Source organism: Streptomyces sp. NBC_01808, assembly GCF_035917395.1.
Classification (GTDB): Bacteria; Actinomycetota; Actinomycetes; order Streptomycetales; family Streptomycetaceae; genus Streptomyces.
In genome coordinates this window covers 3524280-3543598 of the sequence record NZ_CP109072.1, presented here as the reverse complement: position 1 = coordinate 3543598, position 19319 = coordinate 3524280, and the positions used below count along the sequence as shown (strand labels likewise).

General features: G+C 72.6%; 24 protein-coding genes. 11 read left to right on the top strand and 13 right to left on the bottom strand.

All coding sequences use genetic code 11. From position 1 onward, the window contains the following. Positions 1-143: 143 nt before the first annotated feature. From OG946_RS15185 to OG946_RS15175, 3 genes are read right to left on the bottom strand one after another with little or no spacing between them, the layout of a single operon-like run. On the bottom strand, positions 144-1190 hold the full coding sequence (locus OG946_RS15185; protein ID WP_326796647.1) for a hypothetical protein: 1047 nt from the start codon (positions 1188-1190) through the stop codon (positions 144-146). Then, complete coding sequence (locus OG946_RS15180; protein ID WP_326796646.1) at positions 1187-2017, bottom strand: hypothetical protein; 831 nt, start codon at positions 2015-2017, stop codon at positions 1187-1189. The genes OG946_RS15185 and OG946_RS15180 overlap by 4 nt, the downstream gene beginning before the upstream one ends. Beyond that, on the bottom strand, positions 2014-2964 hold the full coding sequence (locus OG946_RS15175; RefSeq protein WP_326796645.1) for a hypothetical protein: 951 nt from the start codon (positions 2962-2964) through the stop codon (positions 2014-2016). Before OG946_RS15175 ends, OG946_RS15180 begins: the two co-directional genes overlap by 4 nt. Positions 2965-3048: 84 nt before the next feature. Between OG946_RS15175 and OG946_RS15170 the strand changes: the two genes are divergently transcribed. Next, positions 3049-3411: a DsrE family protein gene (locus OG946_RS15170; protein ID WP_326796644.1), complete on the top strand. Its 363-nt coding sequence runs from the start codon at positions 3049-3051 to the stop codon at positions 3409-3411. 81 nt (positions 3412-3492) lie between these two features. Here OG946_RS15170 and OG946_RS15165 read toward each other — a convergent pair whose 3' ends face one another. From OG946_RS15165 to OG946_RS15135, 7 genes are all read right to left on the bottom strand, one after another. Beyond that, positions 3493-3744 (bottom strand): DUF3099 domain-containing protein, encoded by a 252-nt coding sequence (locus OG946_RS15165; RefSeq protein WP_326796643.1) that lies wholly within the window; start codon positions 3742-3744, stop codon positions 3493-3495. 54 nt (positions 3745-3798) lie between these two features. Beyond that, positions 3799-4086 (bottom strand): DUF1416 domain-containing protein, encoded by a 288-nt coding sequence (locus OG946_RS15160; protein ID WP_101423859.1) that lies wholly within the window; start codon positions 4084-4086, stop codon positions 3799-3801. A gap of 44 nt (positions 4087-4130) precedes the next feature. Next, complete coding sequence (locus OG946_RS15155; protein WP_326796642.1) at positions 4131-4973, bottom strand: sulfurtransferase; 843 nt, start codon at positions 4971-4973, stop codon at positions 4131-4133. A 165-nt stretch (positions 4974-5138) separates the two neighbouring features. Continuing rightward, positions 5139-5279: a putative leader peptide gene (locus tag OG946_RS15150; RefSeq protein ID WP_326796641.1), complete on the bottom strand. Its 141-nt coding sequence runs from the start codon at positions 5277-5279 to the stop codon at positions 5139-5141. A gap of 221 nt (positions 5280-5500) precedes the next feature. Continuing rightward, positions 5501-6229: an LmeA family phospholipid-binding protein gene (locus OG946_RS15145; protein ID WP_326796640.1), complete on the bottom strand. Its 729-nt coding sequence runs from the start codon at positions 6227-6229 to the stop codon at positions 5501-5503. Positions 6230-6326: 97 nt separating this feature from the next. Beyond that, positions 6327-8213, bottom strand: a complete 1887-nt coding sequence (locus tag OG946_RS15140; protein ID WP_326796639.1) for a hypothetical protein — start codon at positions 8211-8213, stop codon at positions 6327-6329. Between the two features lie 7 nt (positions 8214-8220). Continuing rightward, positions 8221-8478: a MoaD/ThiS family protein gene (locus OG946_RS15135; protein ID WP_326796638.1), complete on the bottom strand. Its 258-nt coding sequence runs from the start codon at positions 8476-8478 to the stop codon at positions 8221-8223. A 97-nt stretch (positions 8479-8575) separates the two neighbouring features. Here OG946_RS15135 and OG946_RS15130 point away from each other — a divergent pair, with 97 nt between their 5' ends. The 3 genes from OG946_RS15130 (at position 8576) to OG946_RS15120 (ending at position 12945) form a co-directional block, all read left to right on the top strand. After that, entirely contained in the window at positions 8576-10321 is a 1746-nt protein-coding gene (locus OG946_RS15130; RefSeq protein WP_326796637.1) for an ABC transporter ATP-binding protein, read from the top strand. Between the two features lie 100 nt (positions 10322-10421). Then, positions 10422-12260 carry an ABC transporter ATP-binding protein gene (locus OG946_RS15125; protein ID WP_326800259.1) on the top strand — a complete coding sequence of 613 codons (1839 nt, stop codon included), beginning with the start codon at positions 10422-10424 and terminating at the stop codon, positions 12258-12260. Positions 12261-12348: 88 nt separating this feature from the next. Beyond that, positions 12349-12945, top strand: a complete 597-nt coding sequence (locus OG946_RS15120; protein ID WP_326796636.1) for a Uma2 family endonuclease — start codon at positions 12349-12351, stop codon at positions 12943-12945. Here OG946_RS15120 and OG946_RS15115 read toward each other — a convergent pair. Continuing rightward, complete coding sequence (locus OG946_RS15115) at positions 12926-14002, bottom strand: alpha/beta hydrolase (protein WP_326796635.1); 1077 nt, start codon at positions 14000-14002, stop codon at positions 12926-12928. The two genes, OG946_RS15120 and OG946_RS15115, sit on opposite strands and share 20 nt — an antisense overlap. A gap of 157 nt (positions 14003-14159) precedes the next feature. On the opposite strand from OG946_RS15115, the gene OG946_RS15110 reads away from it, so the two are divergent. Both OG946_RS15110 and OG946_RS15105 read left to right on the top strand, forming a co-directional pair. Continuing rightward, positions 14160-14897 carry a response regulator transcription factor gene (locus OG946_RS15110; RefSeq protein ID WP_326796634.1) on the top strand — a complete coding sequence of 246 codons (738 nt, stop codon included), beginning with the start codon at positions 14160-14162 and terminating at the stop codon, positions 14895-14897. Positions 14898-14971: 74 nt separating this feature from the next. Next, positions 14972-15988, top strand: a complete 1017-nt coding sequence (locus tag OG946_RS15105) for a LacI family DNA-binding transcriptional regulator (protein WP_326796633.1) — start codon at positions 14972-14974, stop codon at positions 15986-15988. Between the two features lie 11 nt (positions 15989-15999). Here the strand turns inward: OG946_RS15105 and OG946_RS15100 are convergent, their stop codons facing one another. Next, complete coding sequence (locus OG946_RS15100) at positions 16000-16449, bottom strand: ATP-binding protein (RefSeq protein ID WP_326796632.1); 450 nt, start codon at positions 16447-16449, stop codon at positions 16000-16002. On the opposite strand from OG946_RS15100, the gene OG946_RS15095 reads away from it, so the two are divergent. The 5 genes from OG946_RS15095 (at position 16448) to OG946_RS15075 (ending at position 18665) form a co-directional block, all read left to right on the top strand. After that, positions 16448-17305, top strand: a complete 858-nt coding sequence (locus OG946_RS15095) for a helix-turn-helix domain-containing protein (protein WP_326796631.1) — start codon at positions 16448-16450, stop codon at positions 17303-17305. The two genes, OG946_RS15100 and OG946_RS15095, sit on opposite strands and share 2 nt — an antisense overlap. 10 nt (positions 17306-17315) lie before the next feature. Beyond that, a complete protein-coding gene (locus OG946_RS15090; protein ID WP_326796630.1) occupies positions 17316-17510 on the top strand; it encodes a DUF397 domain-containing protein in 195 nt (64 codons plus the stop codon). 21 nt (positions 17511-17531) lie between these two features. Further along, positions 17532-17729: a DUF397 domain-containing protein gene (locus OG946_RS15085; protein WP_326796629.1), complete on the top strand. Its 198-nt coding sequence runs from the start codon at positions 17532-17534 to the stop codon at positions 17727-17729. Positions 17730-17816: 87 nt separating this feature from the next. Then, positions 17817-18377 carry a hypothetical protein gene (locus tag OG946_RS15080; RefSeq protein WP_326796628.1) on the top strand — a complete coding sequence of 187 codons (561 nt, stop codon included), beginning with the start codon at positions 17817-17819 and terminating at the stop codon, positions 18375-18377. 150 nt (positions 18378-18527) lie between these two features. Continuing rightward, positions 18528-18665, top strand: a complete 138-nt coding sequence (locus OG946_RS15075; protein ID WP_326796627.1) for a hypothetical protein — start codon at positions 18528-18530, stop codon at positions 18663-18665. Between the two features lie 2 nt (positions 18666-18667). On the opposite strand, the gene OG946_RS15070 is transcribed toward OG946_RS15075, so the two are convergent. Next, complete coding sequence (locus OG946_RS15070; protein WP_326796626.1) at positions 18668-19234, bottom strand: Uma2 family endonuclease; 567 nt, start codon at positions 19232-19234, stop codon at positions 18668-18670. Positions 19235-19319: the final 85 nt, after the last annotated feature.

Below are 19319 nucleotides of genomic sequence, written 5' to 3'. Positions count from 1 at the left end.
GCGAGCAGGATGTCGAAGGTGACGACAAGCACGAGGGCGCTCCGTAACGATGAGGGACGTACCGCCAGCGAGTCTAACCGCCGGGCCCGGCACCGGCCCGGCGGGCGCCGGGCGCGGGTGCCGGGCGGGGTGCCGGGCGGGGGTCAGCCGAGGAGCTGGTGCTGGAGGACGAGGGTCTGCTGGAACGGGACCAGCTCCGCCTCCCCGGGCGCCTCGACGGTGACGAGGCCCACCGTGTCGCCGGCGACGACGTACGCCTGCCGGACGTGCTCCTTGCCGCGCGGCTTCGCCTCGTCGTACACGTACAGCTCCATCCCCGGCAACTGGTCCTCGTCCGACCAGCGCTCGTCGACCGCCACCTCGGGGGCGCCGGTCAGATCCCGGGCGGTGGAGATGCCGCCGGCGAGCTGCTCGTCGTAGAAGTGCGCGGCGAGGGAGGCGGTGTTGAACTGCAGCAGGTAAACCCGGGCGCGGGTGCCGTCGGGCATGGTCCAGCCGGTGGCGGCGATGTGCCGCACGGCGTCGTCGGTGAGCGCCTGCCGCAGCTCCTTGCGCTCCTCCTGGACGTAGATGGAGGCGAAGTCCGCGGGCGCCAGCCAGCCGTCCTCGGTCTTCAGCTCGTCGTCGTCCTCGGCGCCCGCGGGGGCGGGCAGCAGCAGGTCGCGGAGGTCGGCGTGGTGGATCTCGCCGGCGTTGGCGGGCGCGAACGGCGGCGGCTTGCCCTCGGGCAGCGGGGGCAGCTCCAGCTCGGGGTAGTCCCAGCGGCCGTCGCTCTCGGTGGCCAGTCCTGGCAGGTCGCCGCGCTCGGCGCCGGTGACGGCGTACGCGGAGCCGAACGCGGCGCCGGCCAGCAGCAGGACGGCGGCGCCCCAGCGCAGGGCGGGGCGCAGCCACCGGCGGGGCGGCTTGGGCGGTGCGGGCGGCTGGAGGTGCGGCTGGCCCTGGACCTGGCCCTGGACCTGGCTCTGGTACGGGGACGGGGGCTGCTGGGCGTACGCGGGGGCGGGCGCGGCGGGTTCGGGCGCGGGCTGCGCGTACTGCGGCTGCTGGTGCTGCGGTTGCCCGTACTGCGGCTGGGGCTGCGCCTGCTGCGGCTGCGGGGGCTGCGGCTGGGGCTGCTGCGGCGGGGTCGCGTGGGACGGCAGGGGGGTGGGGTCCGGGTGCCGGGGGGCCGGGTCGTAGCCGCTCATATGGACTTCCCCGGGGCGTCGATGTGGTCGAGCTGCTCCTCCAGGAGCCGTACCGCCCGCTTGCCGTGCGCGGCGGGCCCGTACGCGGTGACCGTGACCAGGATCTCGCCCTTGGCCGCCGAACAGGTCATCATCTTCACCGCGTCGCCCTCCGCGCTGAGGGCGGTCTCGGGCACCAGGAAGCACGCGGCGCTCTTGTGCCCGGCGACCTCCGGCCCCTCCTCGAAGAGGTCCATCGTGCGCGTCAGCTCCTCCTGTACGGCCGCGAGCCCCGCCGCCTTGCCCTCACCCGAGAGCTCGGCGAGCTGCACCTCGACGACGAGGTCGGACTCGTCGGCCGCGTAGGACCGCATGGCCATCCCCTTCAGCTTCAGGTCGTCCAGCGCGTCGAGCTGCAACCGCCGCTGGTCGGGCGGCAGTCCGCGCGCGCTCTGCTCGTAGACGGCCTCCGCCTGCTTGGCGGTCAGGACGGTGTCGTTGCCGAACTCGTCGATGTCGGGCCCCGGGTGGTAGCCCGCCGGCATCGGCAGCAGCGCGTCGCCGATCGGGCCGCCGGGGGGCGCGGCGACGCCCGGGTCCTTCGCGGCGTCGCCTTCGAGGCCGCGCTCCTTGGGCTTCTGCCACACGTCGGTGCTGCCGGCGCCGCGGTCGGCGTCCTGCACCTTCAGCGCGGTGACGACGACCCCGGTGGCCGCCGCCCCGGCGACGAGCACCGCGGCCAGCACGACGGGCACGAGCCGCCGCCGCCCGGACCGCGGGGCGGCCGGCGGCGGCGGGACGGGCGCGGCGGGCGGCGGCGGAACGGGTGCGGGGTAGTGGCCGGTCACAGGCGCTCCAACTGGCGTTCGGCGAGCTTCGTCAGGTCCTTCTGCTCCACCGGGGAGCTTTCGATCAGATAGATCTCCATCACGATGTCGCCGCGGCGCGCGAGGGCCATGCCCTGGTAGAGCGGCGGCACCCCGGCCTCCTGGAACGGCTCCTCGGGGAAGTAGGCCCTGCCGTCCGCGGAGCCCTTCAGCGACACGGCCGGCACCCGGCCGCCGGGACCGAGGGAGGAGTACACCTGCTGGTTCTCCAGGTAGTCCACGGAGCCTGCGGTGGCGTCGTTGCGGAACTGGAAGAGGTTGATCATGACGACGGACTCGGTGTCCCCCTCGTTGCGCCACGCGGTGAACGCGGTCCGCCGCAGCCCGTTCTCCAGCATGAACGTGAGCACCTCCGCGGGCGCACCCGTGTCGGCCGCCACCTCGTACGGCGCGAGCCAGCCCTCGCCCTCGCCGCCGATGTCGATCTCGGCGTCGACCGTCCCCTCCGGCCGGGAGACGAGCAGCTCGCGCAGGTCGCCGTCCGTCTTCACCCGGCGGTCCTGCGCGGCGGACAGTGGCTCGGCCTCGTCGGCGGGCAGCGGCTTCTCGGGGTGGGCGAGGCCGGGCTGGTTGAGCGGCGGGAGCGGGGTCGGGGGGTTGCCGGCCTGCTCGAAGTAGCCGTAGGTGACGCCGCCGAGGGCGCCCGCGAGCACGGCGGCGGCCAGCAGCAGCGCGGTGCGCCTCCCGCGGCGGCGCGGCCTGCCGCCCGCCTCCGGGGCCGGTCCCGCTTCGGTGGTCGTGCCGTACGCCCCCTGTGCCGTGCTCCCGTACGCTCCCTGCGCCGCGCTCCCGAACGTCCCGTACGACGAGGTCCCCGGGGGCCGGGTGTCGGGTCTGATCGGCGTGAGCCGGGTCGTCGGCGGGTCGTCGGCCGCCTGCGGGCCGCTCGTTCCGTCGGGAAAGGTCACAAGCGCCCCCTGCTCCGGTCCATACCTGTACAGCGCGCGGCGCCGCCAGAATGTCACCCTCGCGGCAGTACCTACAGTTGGCGCATGGCCAAGAAGCTTGTGATCAAGGTGACCGCGGGTACGGATGCGCCGGAGCGCTGCTCCCAGGCGTTCACGGTGGCGGCCGTCGCCGCCGCCAGCGGGGTGGAGGTGTCGCTCTGGCTGACCGGCGAGTCCGCGTGGTTCGCGCTGCCCGGGCGGGCCGCGGAGTTCGAGCTGCCGCACGCCGCGCCGCTGCCGGAGCTGATCGACGGGGTGCTGGCGAGCGGGCAGATCACGCTGTGCACGCAGTGCGCCGCGCGGCGGGGGATCGAGGAGAAGGACGTGCTGGAGGGCGTACGGATCGCGGGGGCGCAGGTGTTCGTCAGCGAGGCGATGGCGGACGGCAGCCAGGCCCTCGTCTACTGAGCCCGTCCACCGTCCCGTCCGCCCTCCCCTTCCGGCGGGCGTGCGTCCTCTTGTGTCGCACCGCACCTCTCGTGCGCGGTGTCACTTCTCGTCCCACCACTTGTCGCCCTCCTCCCGCCGGTTGCCGATGATCACCGCCACCGGCACGAGGGCCGCCGCGGCCACGCACATGGCGATCGCGGCGGGTGCGGAGAAGGGGGCGACGACCGCGCCTGCCAGGACGAACAGCAGCAGCGCGGTGCCCATCAGCAGGAAGTACCGCCTCCGGCGCCGCGGCTGACTCCGCGGCGCGCGGGGGTCCATCTGGACGCCGGAACGGCGAAAGCCCCGCATACCTCCACGGTACGCCGGGGAGGCGGTGCGGGGCTTCCGCGCGGACGCGCGGTCTCAGACCGCGATCGCGACCTCCGAGAGGCCGCCCTGCTGGGCGACCACAGTGCGGTCGGCCGTGGCGCCGGGCACCAGGGCCCGTACGGTCCAGGTGCCCTCCGCGGCGTAGAACCGGAACTGGCCGGTGGCCGAGGTCGGCACCTCGGCCGTGAACTCGCCGGAGGCGTCCAGCAGCCGCACGTAACCGGTGACGGGCTCGCCGTCGCGGGTCACGGAGCCCTGGATGGTGGTCTCGCCGGCCTTGACGCTGGCGGCGTCGGGGCCGCCTGCCTTGGCTCCGCACATGAAGGGTGGTGTCCTTTCTCGGGGTGTGACCGGGCGATCAGCGGTCAGTCGTTGGCGCCCAGCTCGATCGGCACGCCGACGAGCGAGCCGTACTCGGTCCAGGAGCCGTCGTAGTTCTTGACGTTCTCCTGGCCCAGCAGCTCGTGCAGCACGAACCAGGTGTGCGCCGAGCGCTCGCCGATGCGGCAGTAGGCGATGGTGTCCTTGGACAGGTCCACGCCCTCGCCCTCGTACAGCTCCTTCAGCTCCTCGTCCGACCTGAAGGTGCCGTCGTCGTTGGCCGACTTCGACCACGGGATGTTCCGCGCGGAGGGCACGTGCCCGGGCCGCTGCGACTGCTCCTGCGGCAGGTGCGCCGGGGCCAGCAGCTTGCCGGAGAACTCGTCGGGGGAGCGGACGTCGACGAGGTTGAGGGTGCCGATCGCGGCCACGACATCGTCGCGGAAGGCGCGGATGGCGGTGTCCTGCGGCTTGGCCTTGTACGCGGTCGCCGCGCGCTGCGGCACCTCGGCGACCAGGTCGCGGGAGTCCAGCTCCCACTTCTTGCGGCCGCCGTCGAGGAGCTTGACGTCGCCGTGGCCGTAGAGCTTGAAGTACCAGTAGGCGTACGCGGCGAACCAGTTGTTGTTGCCGCCGTAGAGGACGACCGTGTCGTCGTTGGCGATGCCGCGCTCGGACAGCAGCTTCTCGAAGCCTGCCTGGTCGACGAAGTCGCGGCGCACCGGGTCCTGGAGGTCGGTCTTCCAGTCGATGCGGACGGCGTTCTTGATGTGGTTCTTCTCGTACGCGGCGGTGTCCTCGTCGACCTCGACGAGGACGACCTTCGGGTTGTCGAGGTTGGCCTCGACCCAGTCGGCGTCCACCAGGACGTCACTGCGGCGACTCATCTGCTTCTCTCCTCCGGAGCGCTGAGACAGGGGTACGGGCGGGTGTGCCGCCGGCGCGCGGCAGGCAGGGCGGAGCGCCGGGGGCGGAGTGTGCGGACAGCCGGGCGGGCGGTGCGGGGAGGCACGGACCCGGCTGGGGGCGGGAGCTGCGGACCCGGACCCCGGTCAGGCGGTGCGACAGAGCATGGCGGCGACGCGGCACAGGTCGACGGCGCGCCGCTGGGTCAGGTGATCTGCCTGTCCCCTGGGGCGGGGACCGCTCATCGAGCACAGCATGCGGTCGATCGTACGGAGGGACGTGGGCATGTGTCACCGTTGTGTCGGATTATGAGACGGCTTCGTCCGGGATGTGGGACGAGAGGCGGGGTGGCGGTGCCGCGCGGCCGAGCGGACGGGGGGTGGCGGGGGCGGGGTTTCTGCGGTATGGACGCGGCGGTCTCAGCTTACGGACGGGCGCGGGTCTCCGGGGCGTACGGCGGCCGTGTCGGTGCCGTATCCCGGCGGGTGGGGGAGGCGGGGGCGCCGGCTCACTTCTTGGCCGAGCGCTCGTCGCCCAGTTCCACGTCCCTGCCGCTGCCCGTGATGACGATGCCGTCCTTCGTCACCTCGACGTCCGTCAGACGTATCCCGGGCGGCAGGTCGTTGATCGTCCAGTTGTAGTTCATGCGGTCGCGGACGAAGTCCTCCAGGCCCGGCACGCCCTTGAGGTTGTCGACCCCGGTCGCGCGCAGCCGGATCGTGTCGCCGTCGACCACGCTGACCTTGCCCAGCAGCGACTCCTCCAGCCGCTGCCCGAGGAAGGACGTGCCGACCGTCGCCTTCACCTTGTTCTGGCCGGCGGCGCCCTTCCCGCCGTACGAGACGTCCACCACCGGCAGCGCCGCGGAGATGTCCTCGTACCTGATCGTCACCTTGCCGTCGGCCTTGTCCGCCGTCGCCCGGTTCCAGTCGTCGCCCGAGATCCGCACCCCCTCCAGCTCGCCGCGCACGCCGTCCAGGCGCAGCGCGCGGCCGCCGCTGCCGACGGCGTCGATGCCGTCGATCCGCACGTCCACGGCCTCGAACTCGCGCGACATGAGCTGGGTCAGGAAGGGGAATCCCTTGATGTCGATCTCGGGCCGCTGGGAGAACCCGTACTCCTTCTCGATGCGCTCGGCCGCGTCCGACTCGGCCATCTTCAGCGCGACGCGGTCGGCGGCGAGCGTGAGCAGGCCGAGCACGACCAGCACCACCGCTGTGATCTTCAATGCGCGCATCGGTTCTCCGCCCCCCGGTCGGTCGTGCCTGAGAGCTTAGACAGGTGTACGGCTCCGTACCCGCAGGTTGGCGGGAGCGGCGGCCTGCGGCCGGCGCTCAGAGCAGGGCCAGCCCGAGCAGGTGGACCGCGGGCACCGAGAGCGTGAGCGGCAGGGAGACACCGGCCGTCATGTGCACGAACCGCGAGGGGTAGTCGTAGCTGGCCACCCGGACGGCGATGAGCACGCACACCCCGGCCGCCAGCCCCAGCAGCCCGCCGGCCGCGCCCATGTCGGTGCCGAGCCCAGCGGCGAGCCCGCCGGCCCCGGCCGCGGCGACCGCGGCGACGGGCGAGGCGTTCGGCGGCAGCGGCACCGCGCGGCCCAGCGTCCCGGCGGCCACCGCGGCGGCGCCGACGACGACGGCGTGCCGCTCGGCGGCGAGGTAGCCGGAGGCGAGGACGGCGAGGGTGGCGGCGGCGAGGGCGACGTTGAGCGCGGTGAGGCGCTCCTTGGGTGCGGTGGTGCTGCGCAGTTGGACGAGGCAGATGAGGAGGAACCAGCCGCCGAGGGAGCCGAGCGCGGCGATCGTGGCGTCGTCCTCGTCGACGGCGAGGACGGCGCCGGTCGCGGTGAGCCCGGCGGCCGCGGCCAGCGCGATGCCCTCGCGGGCGGGCCACATGCCGTTCAGCCGGAACCAGCCGGCGGCGGTGACGACCTGGAGCAGCGCCACGGCGACGGCGAGCCCTGGCCGCACGTCGAGCGCGGCGGTGACGGCGAGGAGCCCGGCGAGCACGGCGGTGAGCGCGGCGGGCTGCGGCCCGGGCGCTATGAGGACGGAGGTGCCCTCCTCGCGGAGCACCTCGGCGGGGGGCTTGGGACGGCGGAGGGTGGGGGCGCCGTAGAGGGTGCCGGTCTCGGGACCGCCGGGGCCGGGGAAGCCGGGGTCGGCGCCGGGCCGGCCGGGTTGGCCGGGGGCGCCGGGGTGGGCGTGCCGGCCGGCGGAGGGGACGTCGGGGTGGACGTCGGCGGGTCCGGGGTGGCCCGGCGCGGCGCCGGAGTGGCCCGCGGCGCCCGGGTGACCCGTGCCCGTAGCGGAGGAGGCCGGGCCGCCGCGGTCCCAGCCGTCGGGCCACTGGGCGCCGCCCCCGCCCGGGGGCTCGTGTCCGGTGACAGGCGGAAGGTAGGCGGTCTGCTCGGCGGCCGCTCCGGCGCCGGTGCCGCCGTAGCCGGGAGGGCCGTCGTCCGTCACCGGGGGCAGGTACGCCGTCTCCTCGACCGCCCCCGGCCCCCGCGGTGCCGCCGCGCCGCGGCCGTCGCTCCCGGCCGGGGACGGATAGCCCGTACCCGGGCCGCCGCCGCCGGGGGCGTACGCCTGCGGGCCCCCGCCCGCGGCCGTACCGCCGCCGAGCGAGCCGCCGCCGTACGGCGCTCCGGACCCGCCGGGCTGCTCGTGCCCGTGACCGCCGTACGGCGCCGAATGGGCGCTAGGCCGCGCCGTGTCCGCGGAGGGCCGGCCACCGCCGTACCCGGGACCGGGCCCGCCGGCCTGCCCCCCGGGCGAGGAGCCCTGCCCGCCGCCGTACGAGCCCTCGCCGTACCCCGTGCCGGGCCCGCCGGGATGCCCCGTGCCCGCGGGGCCCTGGCCGCCGCCGTACGGCGTACCGGGCCCGCCGGCGCCCGCCGGGCCGCCGCCGCTTCCGCCGGGCTGACCTTCGCCCCCGTACGACCCGCCGTAGCCGCCCCCGTACGGGCCCGCGTCCGTCACCGGGGGCAGGTACGACGTCTGCTGGGCCGCCGCCGACTCCTCGTGCAGGGCCATCCCCAACTGTGTCTCCGGGCCCCCGTAGCCGTCGTCGCCCTGGCCCGCCGCCGGCGGGAACTGCGTGTGCCCGCTCGGGGCGCCTGCCTCGGCGCCCTCGCGCGGTTCCTCGTACGGGGCCCAGCCCGCGGACGCCGGCGGGGCCGCCGACCACGGCGTGGGGTCGTGTCTCTGGTCGCTCATCGTGCGCCTAGCCTCCCGCGAACGGGGGCAGGACCTCAACCGTCCCCCCGTCCGCCAGCGCCACCCCCGCGTGGTCGCGCTTGCCGACCGCCCGGCCGTCCACCAGGAACGAGCAGCGCGCCAGCACGCGGGTGAGCTCGTCCCCGTGCCGCGCACCGGCCGCGGCCAGCGCTTCGGCCAGCGTGTCCGCCGCGTAGGGCTCCTCCGCGGTGCCCGCCGCGGCCTTGGCCGCGGCCCAGTACCGGATGGTGCCGTTCGCCGCCATGGCGTCCCGCCCTTCCCCGTCCGCCGACTTCCGACCCCCATCATGCCCCTGGCGAAATTCTCGTCGCCCCGGCCAACCTTCGACGTACGCTGCGGACGTGCTCGTCCGCATCCTCCGCGCTCACCTGCGCCCGTACCGCCGGGACCTCGGCCGGATCGTCGCGCTGCAGCTCGTCGCGACCGTGACGACGCTCTATCTCCCCACGCTCAACGCCGACATCATCGACCACGGCGTCATCCCCGGCGACAACGGCTACATCCTGCGCACCGGCGGCTGGATGATCGTCTTCAGCGTGGTGCAGTTCTGCGCGGCCGGCGGCGCCGTGTTCCTCGGCGCCCGTACGGCCACCGCCCTCGGCCGGGACATGCGCGCCTCGGTCTTCGACCGGGTGCAGTCCTTCTCCGCCCGTGAGATGGCCCACTTCGGCGCCCCGTCGCTCATCACGCGCACCACGAACGACGTGCAGCAGATCCAGATGCTCGCCCTGATGACGTTCACGATGATGGTCGCGGCGCCGATCATGTGCGTCGGCGGCATCGTCATGGCGCTCAACCAGGACGTGCCGCTGACGTCCCTGCTGCTCGTCGTCGTGCCCGCGGTGGGCGTCGTCGTGGCGCTGATCGTGCGCCGCATGCGCCCGCTGTTCCGCAGCATGCAGAAGCGCATCGACGAGGTGAACCGGATCATGCGCGAGCAGATCACCGGCATCCGCGTCATCCGCGCCTTCGTCCGCGACGGGTACGAGCAGCGCCGCTTCGGCAAGGCCAACGCCGACCTGATGGACGTGGGCGTACGGGCCGGGCGGCTGCTGGCGCTGCTGTTCCCCACCCCGATGCTCGCGGTGAACCTGTCGAGCGTCGCCGTCGTCTGGTTCGCGGCCGGGCGCATCGACAGCGGTGCCATGGACGTCGGTGCGCTGACGGCGTTCCTGTCCTACCTCATGTACATCCTCAGCAGCGTGATGATGGCCACCTTCATGTTCATGATGATCCCGCGCGCGGAGGTCTGCGCCGAGCGGATCCAGGAGGTGCTGGACACCGAGTCGTCCGTCGTCCCGCCCGCCGCCCCGGTGCCCGCGGCGGCCGAGCCGCGCGAGCGCGGCCGGCTCGACGTCCGCGGCGTCGAGTTCCGCTACCCGGGCGCCGAGGAGCCGGTGCTGAAGGACGTCGACCTGGAGGCCCGGCCGGGGCGTACGACGGCGGTCATCGGCAGCACCGGCAGCGGCAAGTCGACGCTGCTGGCGCTCGTGCCGCGGCTCTTCGACGCCACCGGGGGCAGCGTCGCGGTGGGCGGCGTGGACGTACGGGACCTGGATCCGGCGGCGCTGGCGCTGGCCATCGGCTACGTACCGCAGAAGCCGTACCTCTTCAGCGGCACCGTCGCCTCGAACCTCCGCTACGGCAAGCCCGACGCCACCGACGACGAGCTGTGGGACGCGCTGCGCACCGCGCAGGCGGCGGACTTCGTCCGGGAGATGGACGGCGGCCTCGACGCGGCCGTCGCGCAGGGCGGCTCGAACGTCTCGGGCGGCCAGCGGCAGCGCCTCGCGATCGCCCGCGCTCTGGTGCACCGCCCCGACATCTACCTCTTCGACGACTCCTTCTCCGCCCTCGACTACGCCACGGACGCCGCCCTGCGCGCGGCCCTCGCGCGCCGGCTCGGGGACGCGACGGTCGTGATCGTCGCCCAGCGGGTCGCGACGATCCGGGACGCGGACCGGATAGTGGTCCTGGACGAGGGCCGGGTGGCGGGCGCGGGGACGCACGCGGAGCTGATGGCGGCGAACGAGACGTACCGCGAGATCGTGCTCTCCCAGCTCACCGAGAAAGAGGCGGCGGCATGAGTACGCAGCCGAAGGAGGCCGCGGCATGAGCGCGCCGGCGAAGGAACCCGCGAAACGGCAGCCGTCGCCGCCCGGCCCGCGCCCCGGGGGCGGCGGGCCCATGCGGATGTTCAGCGGCCCGCCCGTCGAGCGCTCCCTCGACTTCCGCGGCTCCGCCGTCCGCCTCCTGCGCACCCTGCGCCCCGACCGCACCCTGATCCGCGTCATCCTCGTCCTCGGCGCCGCCAGCGTCGCGCTCACCGTCGCGGGCCCGAAGCTCCTCGGCCACGCCACCGACCTCGTCGTCGCCGGCGTCTACGGCGACCGCGTCGACACCGGCTCCGCCCGCGCCACCGACGGCATCGACTTCGACGCGGTCGGCCGGACCCTGCTGTGGGCGGCCCTGGTGTACGTCGCCGCGTGGGGCCTCGGGCTCGCGCAGGCCCGGCTGACGGCCGTGGTCGTGCAGCGGGCGGTCTTCCGGCTGCGCGAGGAGGTGGAGGCGAAGCTGTCGCGGCTGCCGCTGTCGTACTTCGACCGCCACCAGCGGGGCGAGATCCTCTCCCGTACGACCAACGACATCGACAACGTCGGGCAGTCGCTGCAGCAGACCATGAGCCAGATCGTGACGTCGCTGCTGACGATCGCCGGGGTGCTGGCGGTGATGTTCTGGATCTCGCCGCTGCTGGCGCTGGTCGCGCTGGTGACCGTGCCGCTGTCGATCACGGTGGCGACGCGGGTCGGCAAGCGGGCGCAGCCGCAGTTCGTGGCGCAGTGGGCGTCCACGGGCAAGCTGAACGCGCACATCGAGGAGATGTACACCGGGCACTCGCTGGTGCAGGTCTTCGGCCGCCGGGAGGAGGCGGCGGAGACGTTCCGGAAGGAGAACGACGAGCTGTTCCGGGCCGGCTACCGGGCGCAGTTCATCTCCGGGCTGATCCAGCCGGCGATGATGTGCATAGGCAACCTCAACTATGTGCTGGTCGCCGTCGTCGGCGGGCTGCGGGTCGCCTCGGGGGCGCTGTCGATCGGCGACGTGCAGGCGTTCGTGCAGTACTCGCGGCAGTTCAGCCAGCCGCTGGGGCAGATCGCGTCGATGGCGAACCTGGTGCAGTCGGGCGTCGCGTCGGCGGAGCGGGTCTTCGAGCTGCTGGACGCGGACGAGCAGGAGCCGGACGCCGAGTCGCCGGCCCGCCCGGCGGAGCCGGTGCGGGGGGAGGTGGCGTTCGAGGGCGTCTCCTTCTCGTACGACCCGGAGAAACCGCTGATCGAGGACCTGTCGCTGACGGTCCGCCCGGGCCAGACGGTGGCGATCGTCGGCCCGACGGGGGCGGGGAAGACGACGCTGGTGAACCTGCTGATGCGGTTCTACGAGGTGGACGGGGGCCGGATCCGGCTCGACGGCGTGAACGTGGCGGAGATGAGCCGCGAGGAGCTGCGGGCGCAGATCGGGATGGTGCTCCAGGACACGTGGCTGTTCGGCGGCACGATCGCGGAGAACATCGCGTACGGGGCGCCGGCGGGCACGCCGCAGGAGAAGATCGTCGCCGCCGCGAAGGCCACCCACGTGGACCGCTTCGTCCGCACCCTCCCGGACGGCTACGACACGGTGATCGACGAGGAGGGCACGGGCGTCTCGGCGGGCGAGAAGCAGCTCGTCACCATCGCCCGCGCGTTCCTCGCGGAACCGGCGATCCTGGTCCTGGACGAGGCGACGAGCTCGGTGGACACCCGCACGGAGGTCCTGATCCAGCACGCGATGGCAGAACTCCGCGCGGGCCGCACGAGCTTCGTGATCGCCCACCGCCTCTCCACGATCCGCGACGCGGACGTGATCCTGGTGATGGAGTCGGGGTCGATCGTGGAACAGGGCACGCACGAGGAACTCCTGGCGGCCCAGGGCGCGTACGCCCGCCTGTACCAGGCGCAGTTCGCGGAGCCGGTAGCAGAAACGATCTAGATCACCCGTGCGGGTGGACTCCGTCCCGGACCGATGATCGGCCCGGCGCGGCCGGAGAGACTGGCCGCGGCCCGGAAGGGGGTGCACCATGACCGTTATGGCAGAGCGCACGTCGCAGGCGACGGTCGAGGAGTTCGAGGAGATCGCCAGGTACGCCTACAAGGTGTCCGACAAGGCGGTCAGGCTGGAGTTCGTTGCTGGAAAGATCAGGGAAAAGCCTGTGGCCGACGGAGATCACGACACGATCATCATGTGGCTGTTGCGCTGCTGCATGCAGAGCCGGCCGGAGCTTGGGCTCTTCGCTGAGAAGCGACTCAAGGTAGAGGCCTACCGGGAGGGGCGCGCCTTGGTGGACGGCGTGCTGGCTCCGTGGGAGCACTTCGCCGGCCAGGGCGAATGGGCTGAGCCGGACGGCGTGCTGATGACCGTCGAGGTCACCTCCTTCGACTCCGACACCGACAGCCGAGACCGGCGAGAGAAGCCGTCCGCCTACGCGGCCGTGGGCATCCCGGTCCATCTGCTGGTCGACCGCGATTCGTGCACCGTGACCGTTTTCACGAGACCGGACACGGAACACGCTCGCTACCGGGACGCGCACACGGTCCCCTTCGGTGAGCCCGTCGTCCTCCCCGACCCGGTGGGGATCGAACTCGACACCGAGGAACTCAAGAACTACGTCCGCTGACCGCCTCGGCCGCCCACGCCGCGATCCGTTCCAGCAACTCGTCGCTTGCCGCGTTCTCGGCGTGGGCGAAGTCCTCCTCCAGCCACAGCTCCGCCGCGCCCGGCTCCGCCGCCTCGGCCAAGGCTTCGGGGTGGTCCAGGGGAAAGTACGTGTCCCGGGTGCCGTGGACGATGAGGAGCGGGGTCGGGGCGATCAGGGGGGCCGCGGCGGTGGGGGAGAGGGGTTCCGGGTTCCAGCGGCGGTGGTGGATGCGGGTCTTCAGGACGAGGCGGGAGACCGCGCGGCCCGTACGGCGCTCCACGATCCAGTGCAGCCGCCGCATCGGCGCCGTGCCGCGGTAGTACCAGCGGGCCGGCGAGCTGACGGACACGACGGCGTCCGCGTACGGGACCGTGCCCGTGGGGATCGCGCCGGCGCCGAGTGCGTGGGCGCCGAGCGCCACCGAGCCGTCCGTGCCCGAGCCGAGCGCCACCGGGCCGTCCGCTCCCGCGCCGCCCGTCTCCGAGCCCGGGGCAACCTCACCGGCTCCCCCGTCGGCCGTGCCCCCGGCCGCCCCCGTCGCGGCCGTTCCGTACGCCCCCGTGCGCCCCTCGCGCCCCCCGCGCTCCCGTTCGTCGCCCCGCGCCTCCCGGCGATACAGCGCGCCGTGGCGCAGCACCACCGAGCCCCCCATCGAGAACCCCACCGTCGCCACCCGGGCGTGCCCCAGCGACCGGGCCCACGCCACCGCCGCCGCCAGGTCCAGCACCTCCCGGTCCCCGACCGTCGACCGCCCGCCGGACCCGCCGTGGCCCCGGAACGAGAACGTCACCACCCCCGCACGCTGCGCGAACACCGCCGCCGCCCGGCGGATCGCCGGCCGCTCCAAGGCGCCCGTGAAGCCGTGCGCCACCACGATCGCCGGGGCGGCAGGACCGGGGCCCGGGGCGTACGCCGCCTCGATCGGCACCCCGTCCGCCGCCCGCAGCAGCGCCGTACGGGAATGGGGCGGTACGGGTGCGGCGGGATCGGGTGCGGCGTCTCGTCGGCCGGACGAGGCCGCGGCGGTGGAGCTCATGTGGGCTATTCTGACCTGTGAAGGACTCGGGCAAGGTTGCCCCCGGGTCCTTTCGCGCTTTCATGCCACCTTCTGAGGAGGCCGACCACATGGGCAAACGCAGAGGCAGAGCCGAGACCGAGACGGCAGCGACCGGCGTCCCCCGGGAGGTGCGCCCGTGAGTTCTCTGCTGCTTCTGACCAACGCCCTGCAGCCCTCCGCCGAGGTGCTCCCCGCGCTCGGGCTGCTGCTCCACAACGTGCGCGTGGCCCCCGCCGAGGGCCCCGCCCTGATCGACACCCCCGGCGCCGACGTCATCCTCGTCGACGGCCGCCGCGACCTGCCGCAGGTGCGCAGCCTGTGCCAGTTGCTGCGGTCCACCGGCCCCGGCTGTCCGCTGATCCTCGTCGTGACGGAGGGCGGGCTCGCCGCCGTCACCGCCGAGTGGGGCGTGGACGACGTACTGCTGGACACCGCGGGTCCCGCCGAGGTGGAGGCGCGGCTGCGGCTCGCGCTGGGCCGGCAGCAACTGCCCGCCGACGAGAGCCCCACCGAGATCCGCAACGGCGATCTGACGGTGGACGAGGCCACGTACAGCGCGAAGCTGAAGGGGCGGGTGCTGGACCTGACCTTCAAGGAGTTCGAGCTGCTGAAGTACCTGGCGCAGCACCCGGGCCGGGTGTTCACCCGGGCCCAGTTGCTCCAGGAGGTCTGGGGCTACGACTACTTCGGCGGCACCCGCACCGTCGACGTCCATGTGCGGCGGCTGCGGGCGAAGCTCGGTCCCGAGCACGAGTCGCTGATCGGCACGGTACGGAACGTGGGCTACCGCTTCGTGGTGCCGGAGAAGGCGGAGAAGCTGGCCGAGAAGCAGGAGCAGAAGGGTGTGGTGCAGGACGCGCGCCACCGCGCGTAGTAAGCCCCCACACGGTGGCCGGGGCATCACAGATGCGGGGTAGTGCGGGGAGTCATCACGCGTAGACTTGCGCCGTGGCCAAGGTGACGCGGGACGACGTGGCACGGCTGGCGGGGACCTCGACCGCGGTCGTGAGCTATGTCATCAACAACGGACCCCGGCCGGTCGCCCCGGCCACCCGGGAGCGGGTGCTCGCCGCGATAAAGGAGCTGGGCTACCGTCCGGACCGCGTGGCGCAGGCCATGGCCTCGCGGCGTACGGACCTCATCGGCATGATCGTGCCGGACGCGCGGCAGCCGTTCTTCGGCGAGATGGCGCACGCCGTGGAGCAGGCGGCGTCCGAGCGCGGCAAGATGGTGCTCGTCGGCAACTCCGACTATCTCGACGACCGCGAGGTCCACTATCTGCGGGCCTTCCTCGGGATGCGCGTCTCCGGCCTGATCCTCGTCAGCCAGGGCCCGAGCGCTGCCGCGGCGGCGGAGATCGACGCGTGGGACGCGCGGGTGGTGCTCATGCACGAGCGCCGGGACCAGCCGGAGGACCTGGTCGTCGTCACGGACGACGTCGGCGGCGCGCGGCTGGCGACGAGCCATCTGCTGGAGCACGGTCACGCGTACGTGGCCTGCCTGGGCGGCGTCGAGACGACCCCGACGACGGGCGACCCGGTCACCGACCACGTGGAGGGCTGGCGCATCGCGATGCGCGCGGCGGGCCGCTCGACGGAGGGCCGCCTCTTCCAGTCCCCGTACAACCGCTACGACGCCTACCAGGTCGGCCTGAAACTCCTCGCGGGACCGGACCGGCCCCCGGCCCTCTTCTGCGCCACCGACGACCAGGCCATCGGCCTCCTCCGCGCGGCCCGCGAACTCCGCATAGACGTCCCCGGCGAACTCGCGGTGGCGGCCTTCGACAACGTCAAGGAGGCGGGCCTCACGGACCCGCCCCTGACGACGGTCGCCTCGGACCGCCCGGCGATGGCCCGCGCGGCGGTGGACCTGGTCCTGGACGAAACCCCCCTGGCCACCCGCCGCGAACGACTGAAGCAGTTCCCGTCCCACCTGGTCGTCCGCCGCTCCTGCGGCTGCCCGTAGCCGGGGCGGCGTCAACCCCGGCCGGCCGGAAGCCGAAGCTCCACCCACACGCACTTCCCGACGCCGCCCGCGCGCCGATACGTCCCCCACCCATCCGCCAGCGCATCCACGAGCGCCAAGCCCCGCCCGCTCTCGTCGTCCTCACCCGCGGTACGGGGCAGCGGCAAATCGTCATTGGCATCGGCGACTTCGATCCGCAGGCATCCGCCGCCGAGCGTGAGCCGCGTACCCACCCGCCGCCCCGGCGGGACTCGTCCGTGACACACAGCGTTGGTGACCAGTTCGGAGAGCAGCAGCACGGCCGTCTCGGCCGTCCTGCTGTCAACCTGCCAACGAGCGAGTTGGATCCGCAGGGCGTCCCGTGCGCGGCCCGGACTCTTCCGGTGGCGAGCGAACAGATGAACGGCGGTGGCAAGGCGGGGAACCTGGACCGTGGCGTTGGAATCCCGGGGTGCGGACATGCCGACCGTGCGTCGGCGCGTACTGGGCGCCAACCTGCGCCGGCTGAGGGAAGACAAGGACCTCTACCTTGAGGACTCGGCGGAACAGCTGGGCTGCCACCCGGCGAAGGTGAGCCGCATTGAGGCCGGGCGCAGTGGGATTCGGCAACTCGACCTGCGGGTACTGCTCGATCTCTACGAAGTCACCGGCGATGCCGAGCGTGAAGGGTGGCTGGCGCTCGCGCGGGAGGGGCGGCGCCAGCGGTGGTGGCGTGTTCTGGAGGACCAACTGCCCCAGGACTTCCTGGACCTCGTCGGGCTTGAGGACGAGGTGTACGAGTGCCGGGGATTCCAGCCGGGCATCGTTCCAGGGCTGTTCCAGACGGAGAGCTACGCGCGGGCAGTGATCCAGGGTGGATCGACGGGGATCCTGGACGCCGAACAGAACGCGAAGCTTCGCGTGCGGATGGAGCGCCAGAAGGCGCTGACTCGTTCTGCCCCCGCGCCCCTCAACGTGTGGATGGTGCTCGGTGAGGCAGCTCTCCGTCAGCAGGTGGGTGGACCCGGGGTGCTACGTGCCCAGTTGCTTCATCTCGTGGAGATGGGACAGCTTCCGAACGTGACGCTGCAGGTACTACCCTTCACAGCAGGTGCCTACCAGGGCGGGCCGTATCCGTTCCTGATCTACCGTTTTCCGCCTCCGGCAGCCCTGGAAGTAGTACTCCTGGAGAACTTCGCGAGCCACGCCTACCTGGAGGCCAGGGAAGATACGGCCCGGCTGGGCAGCGCCTTCGACCACATCCGGGCCACAGCTCTGAGCGCGCTGGAGTCCGAGTCACTGATCGGCAAGATTGCGAACGAACTGCCTCGTCCCTAAGGAAGAGTCCGTGTCATCTCGTCCCGAGTGGTTCAAGAGTTCCTACAGCGGCCAGAACGGTGAGTGCGTCGAGGTGCGCCTGGGCACGGATGCGATCGGCGTACGGGACAGCAAGGACCCCGCGGGCGGTGTGCTCGCTGTCGACGCTGCCGCGTGGGCCGATTTCGTCGCGGCGGTCAGGCGCGGGGAGTTCCCGCAGGTGTAATTCACAGTCGGAGGAGAGTCCGTGTCATCTCGTTCCGAGTGGTTCAAGAGTGCCTACAGCGGTCAGGCCGGTAACTGCGTTGAGGTCGCCGCCGTAGGCCCAGACCGCCGTCTCATCCGGGACAGCAAGGACCCCGGGGGCGGCGTGCTTGCGGTCAGCGGCGTGGCCTGGGCGGATTTCGTCGAGGCCGTCAAGCGCGGGGAGTTCCCGCAGACATAGCTCGCTCCTCGCTATGGCGGCAGGGAGCGTGGGCGGTTTGCCTCGGCTGTCCTGCCGCCCGAAGATCGCCTGTGAGGAGGGGGGGCGGTGAGCTTCGATGTCATCTGCCTCATCGCTGAATGGGCGCCCGCCGTCGCGGCCTGCCGGGCGTCCCATGGCACCGATTTCTACTGGGACGCACCCGAGAGCCCAGACGGCAGCGTTGTTCTGCCATTCGCGATCGAACGCTGGCGTCGCGGCTTCGACTTCATCGAAGCCGGCTTCTACTACGAGATCTTGCGTCCTCAGTTGCCGGGTCAGCTGCGTGACGAAGCGGACGCCTTTCTCGGCTGCATCTACGACGACCTCGGGCAGGGGTGTCCGGAGCCGCCCGAGGATCTGGCCGACGACGCGGGCATCGAACTTGAGGAGTACGAAACGCACTACTCGATGCGTCCGGCAATGGTGCGGGCAGTACTCGAACGCGCAAGGTCGGTTTCCTGGCCCGGGATAGAGCAAGCCGCCGTGCGAGCGGCGATGCCAGCACGCACCACCAGGTACGACGTCCGTGACATGGAGCACTTTCGCCGCATCGTAGGCATGCAGGAGACATGGCTGGCGGAAGCGGCCCGAACGGGACGTGGACTGATCGTCATGCTCAGTCGGTAACCGAGCAAGCTCCCAGCCGGCCGTTACCACGTCCACAGCACTCCGGGACAGCGGGTCCGCGCCCGCACATGAACCTGCCCGCAAACCTTTTCGGCGGCGGCGACTCACTCACAGCACCGCCCCCCGCTTCCGTCCGGAAAGGTGTCCGTCGTGATCGCTCAACGCGTCTCCGCCGCGGGCCGCCGCCTGCGCAGGGTCCTGGTCGCCGTGACCGCGACCACCGTCGGCGCCACCCTCCTCATCGCCGCTCCCACCCAGGGACGGGAGGCCGCGGCGGCGGAGACATAGGTTCAGCGGATCTTCTTGAAGTCCGTGCGTACCGTCACCGGAACCCCGGCGAGGGCAAAATCGATCTTCTCGCCGAAGCGGTAAGGGACGGCCGAGGTGTACTCGTCGCCCTTCGGCGCCTGGTACAGCACGGACTCGCCGGCCAGTACATCCACGATCAGATACGTCGGGATTCCGCGGGCCGCGTACTGGTTGAGCTTTCGGCCGTAGTCCTGCCCCACCGTCGAGCGGGATACGCTCTCGGCCACAAAGTGCACATGCTTCTGGTCGACGAATGCATCCCCGGGACCCAGCGCGCCGGCGTCCACAACCAGCACATCCGGCTCGGGCGTGTAGCCGTCGAGTTCCGGCAGCACACCCTTGTCACGCGTGACGTGCAGGGCCGGCTCTCCGCCCAGTTGGTCCGCCAGCTGGGAGCGGATCGAATCGTCCGCCTCGCTGTGCGCCTCCGTCACCGGCGACATGTACAAGCGCCCCTGGTCGAAGAGCAGCTTGACCGACTTGGGCAGCTTCATCGAGCGCCGGGCCTGGCGCAGCCACTGCGCGTACTGCGGGTACATCGTGCTCATTGTGCCTCCCTGCCATCGCGCGCTACCGCCATCGTACGGGCCGGGCCGCCCCCTGCCTGTCGGCCGCACACACGTGATTGAGGGT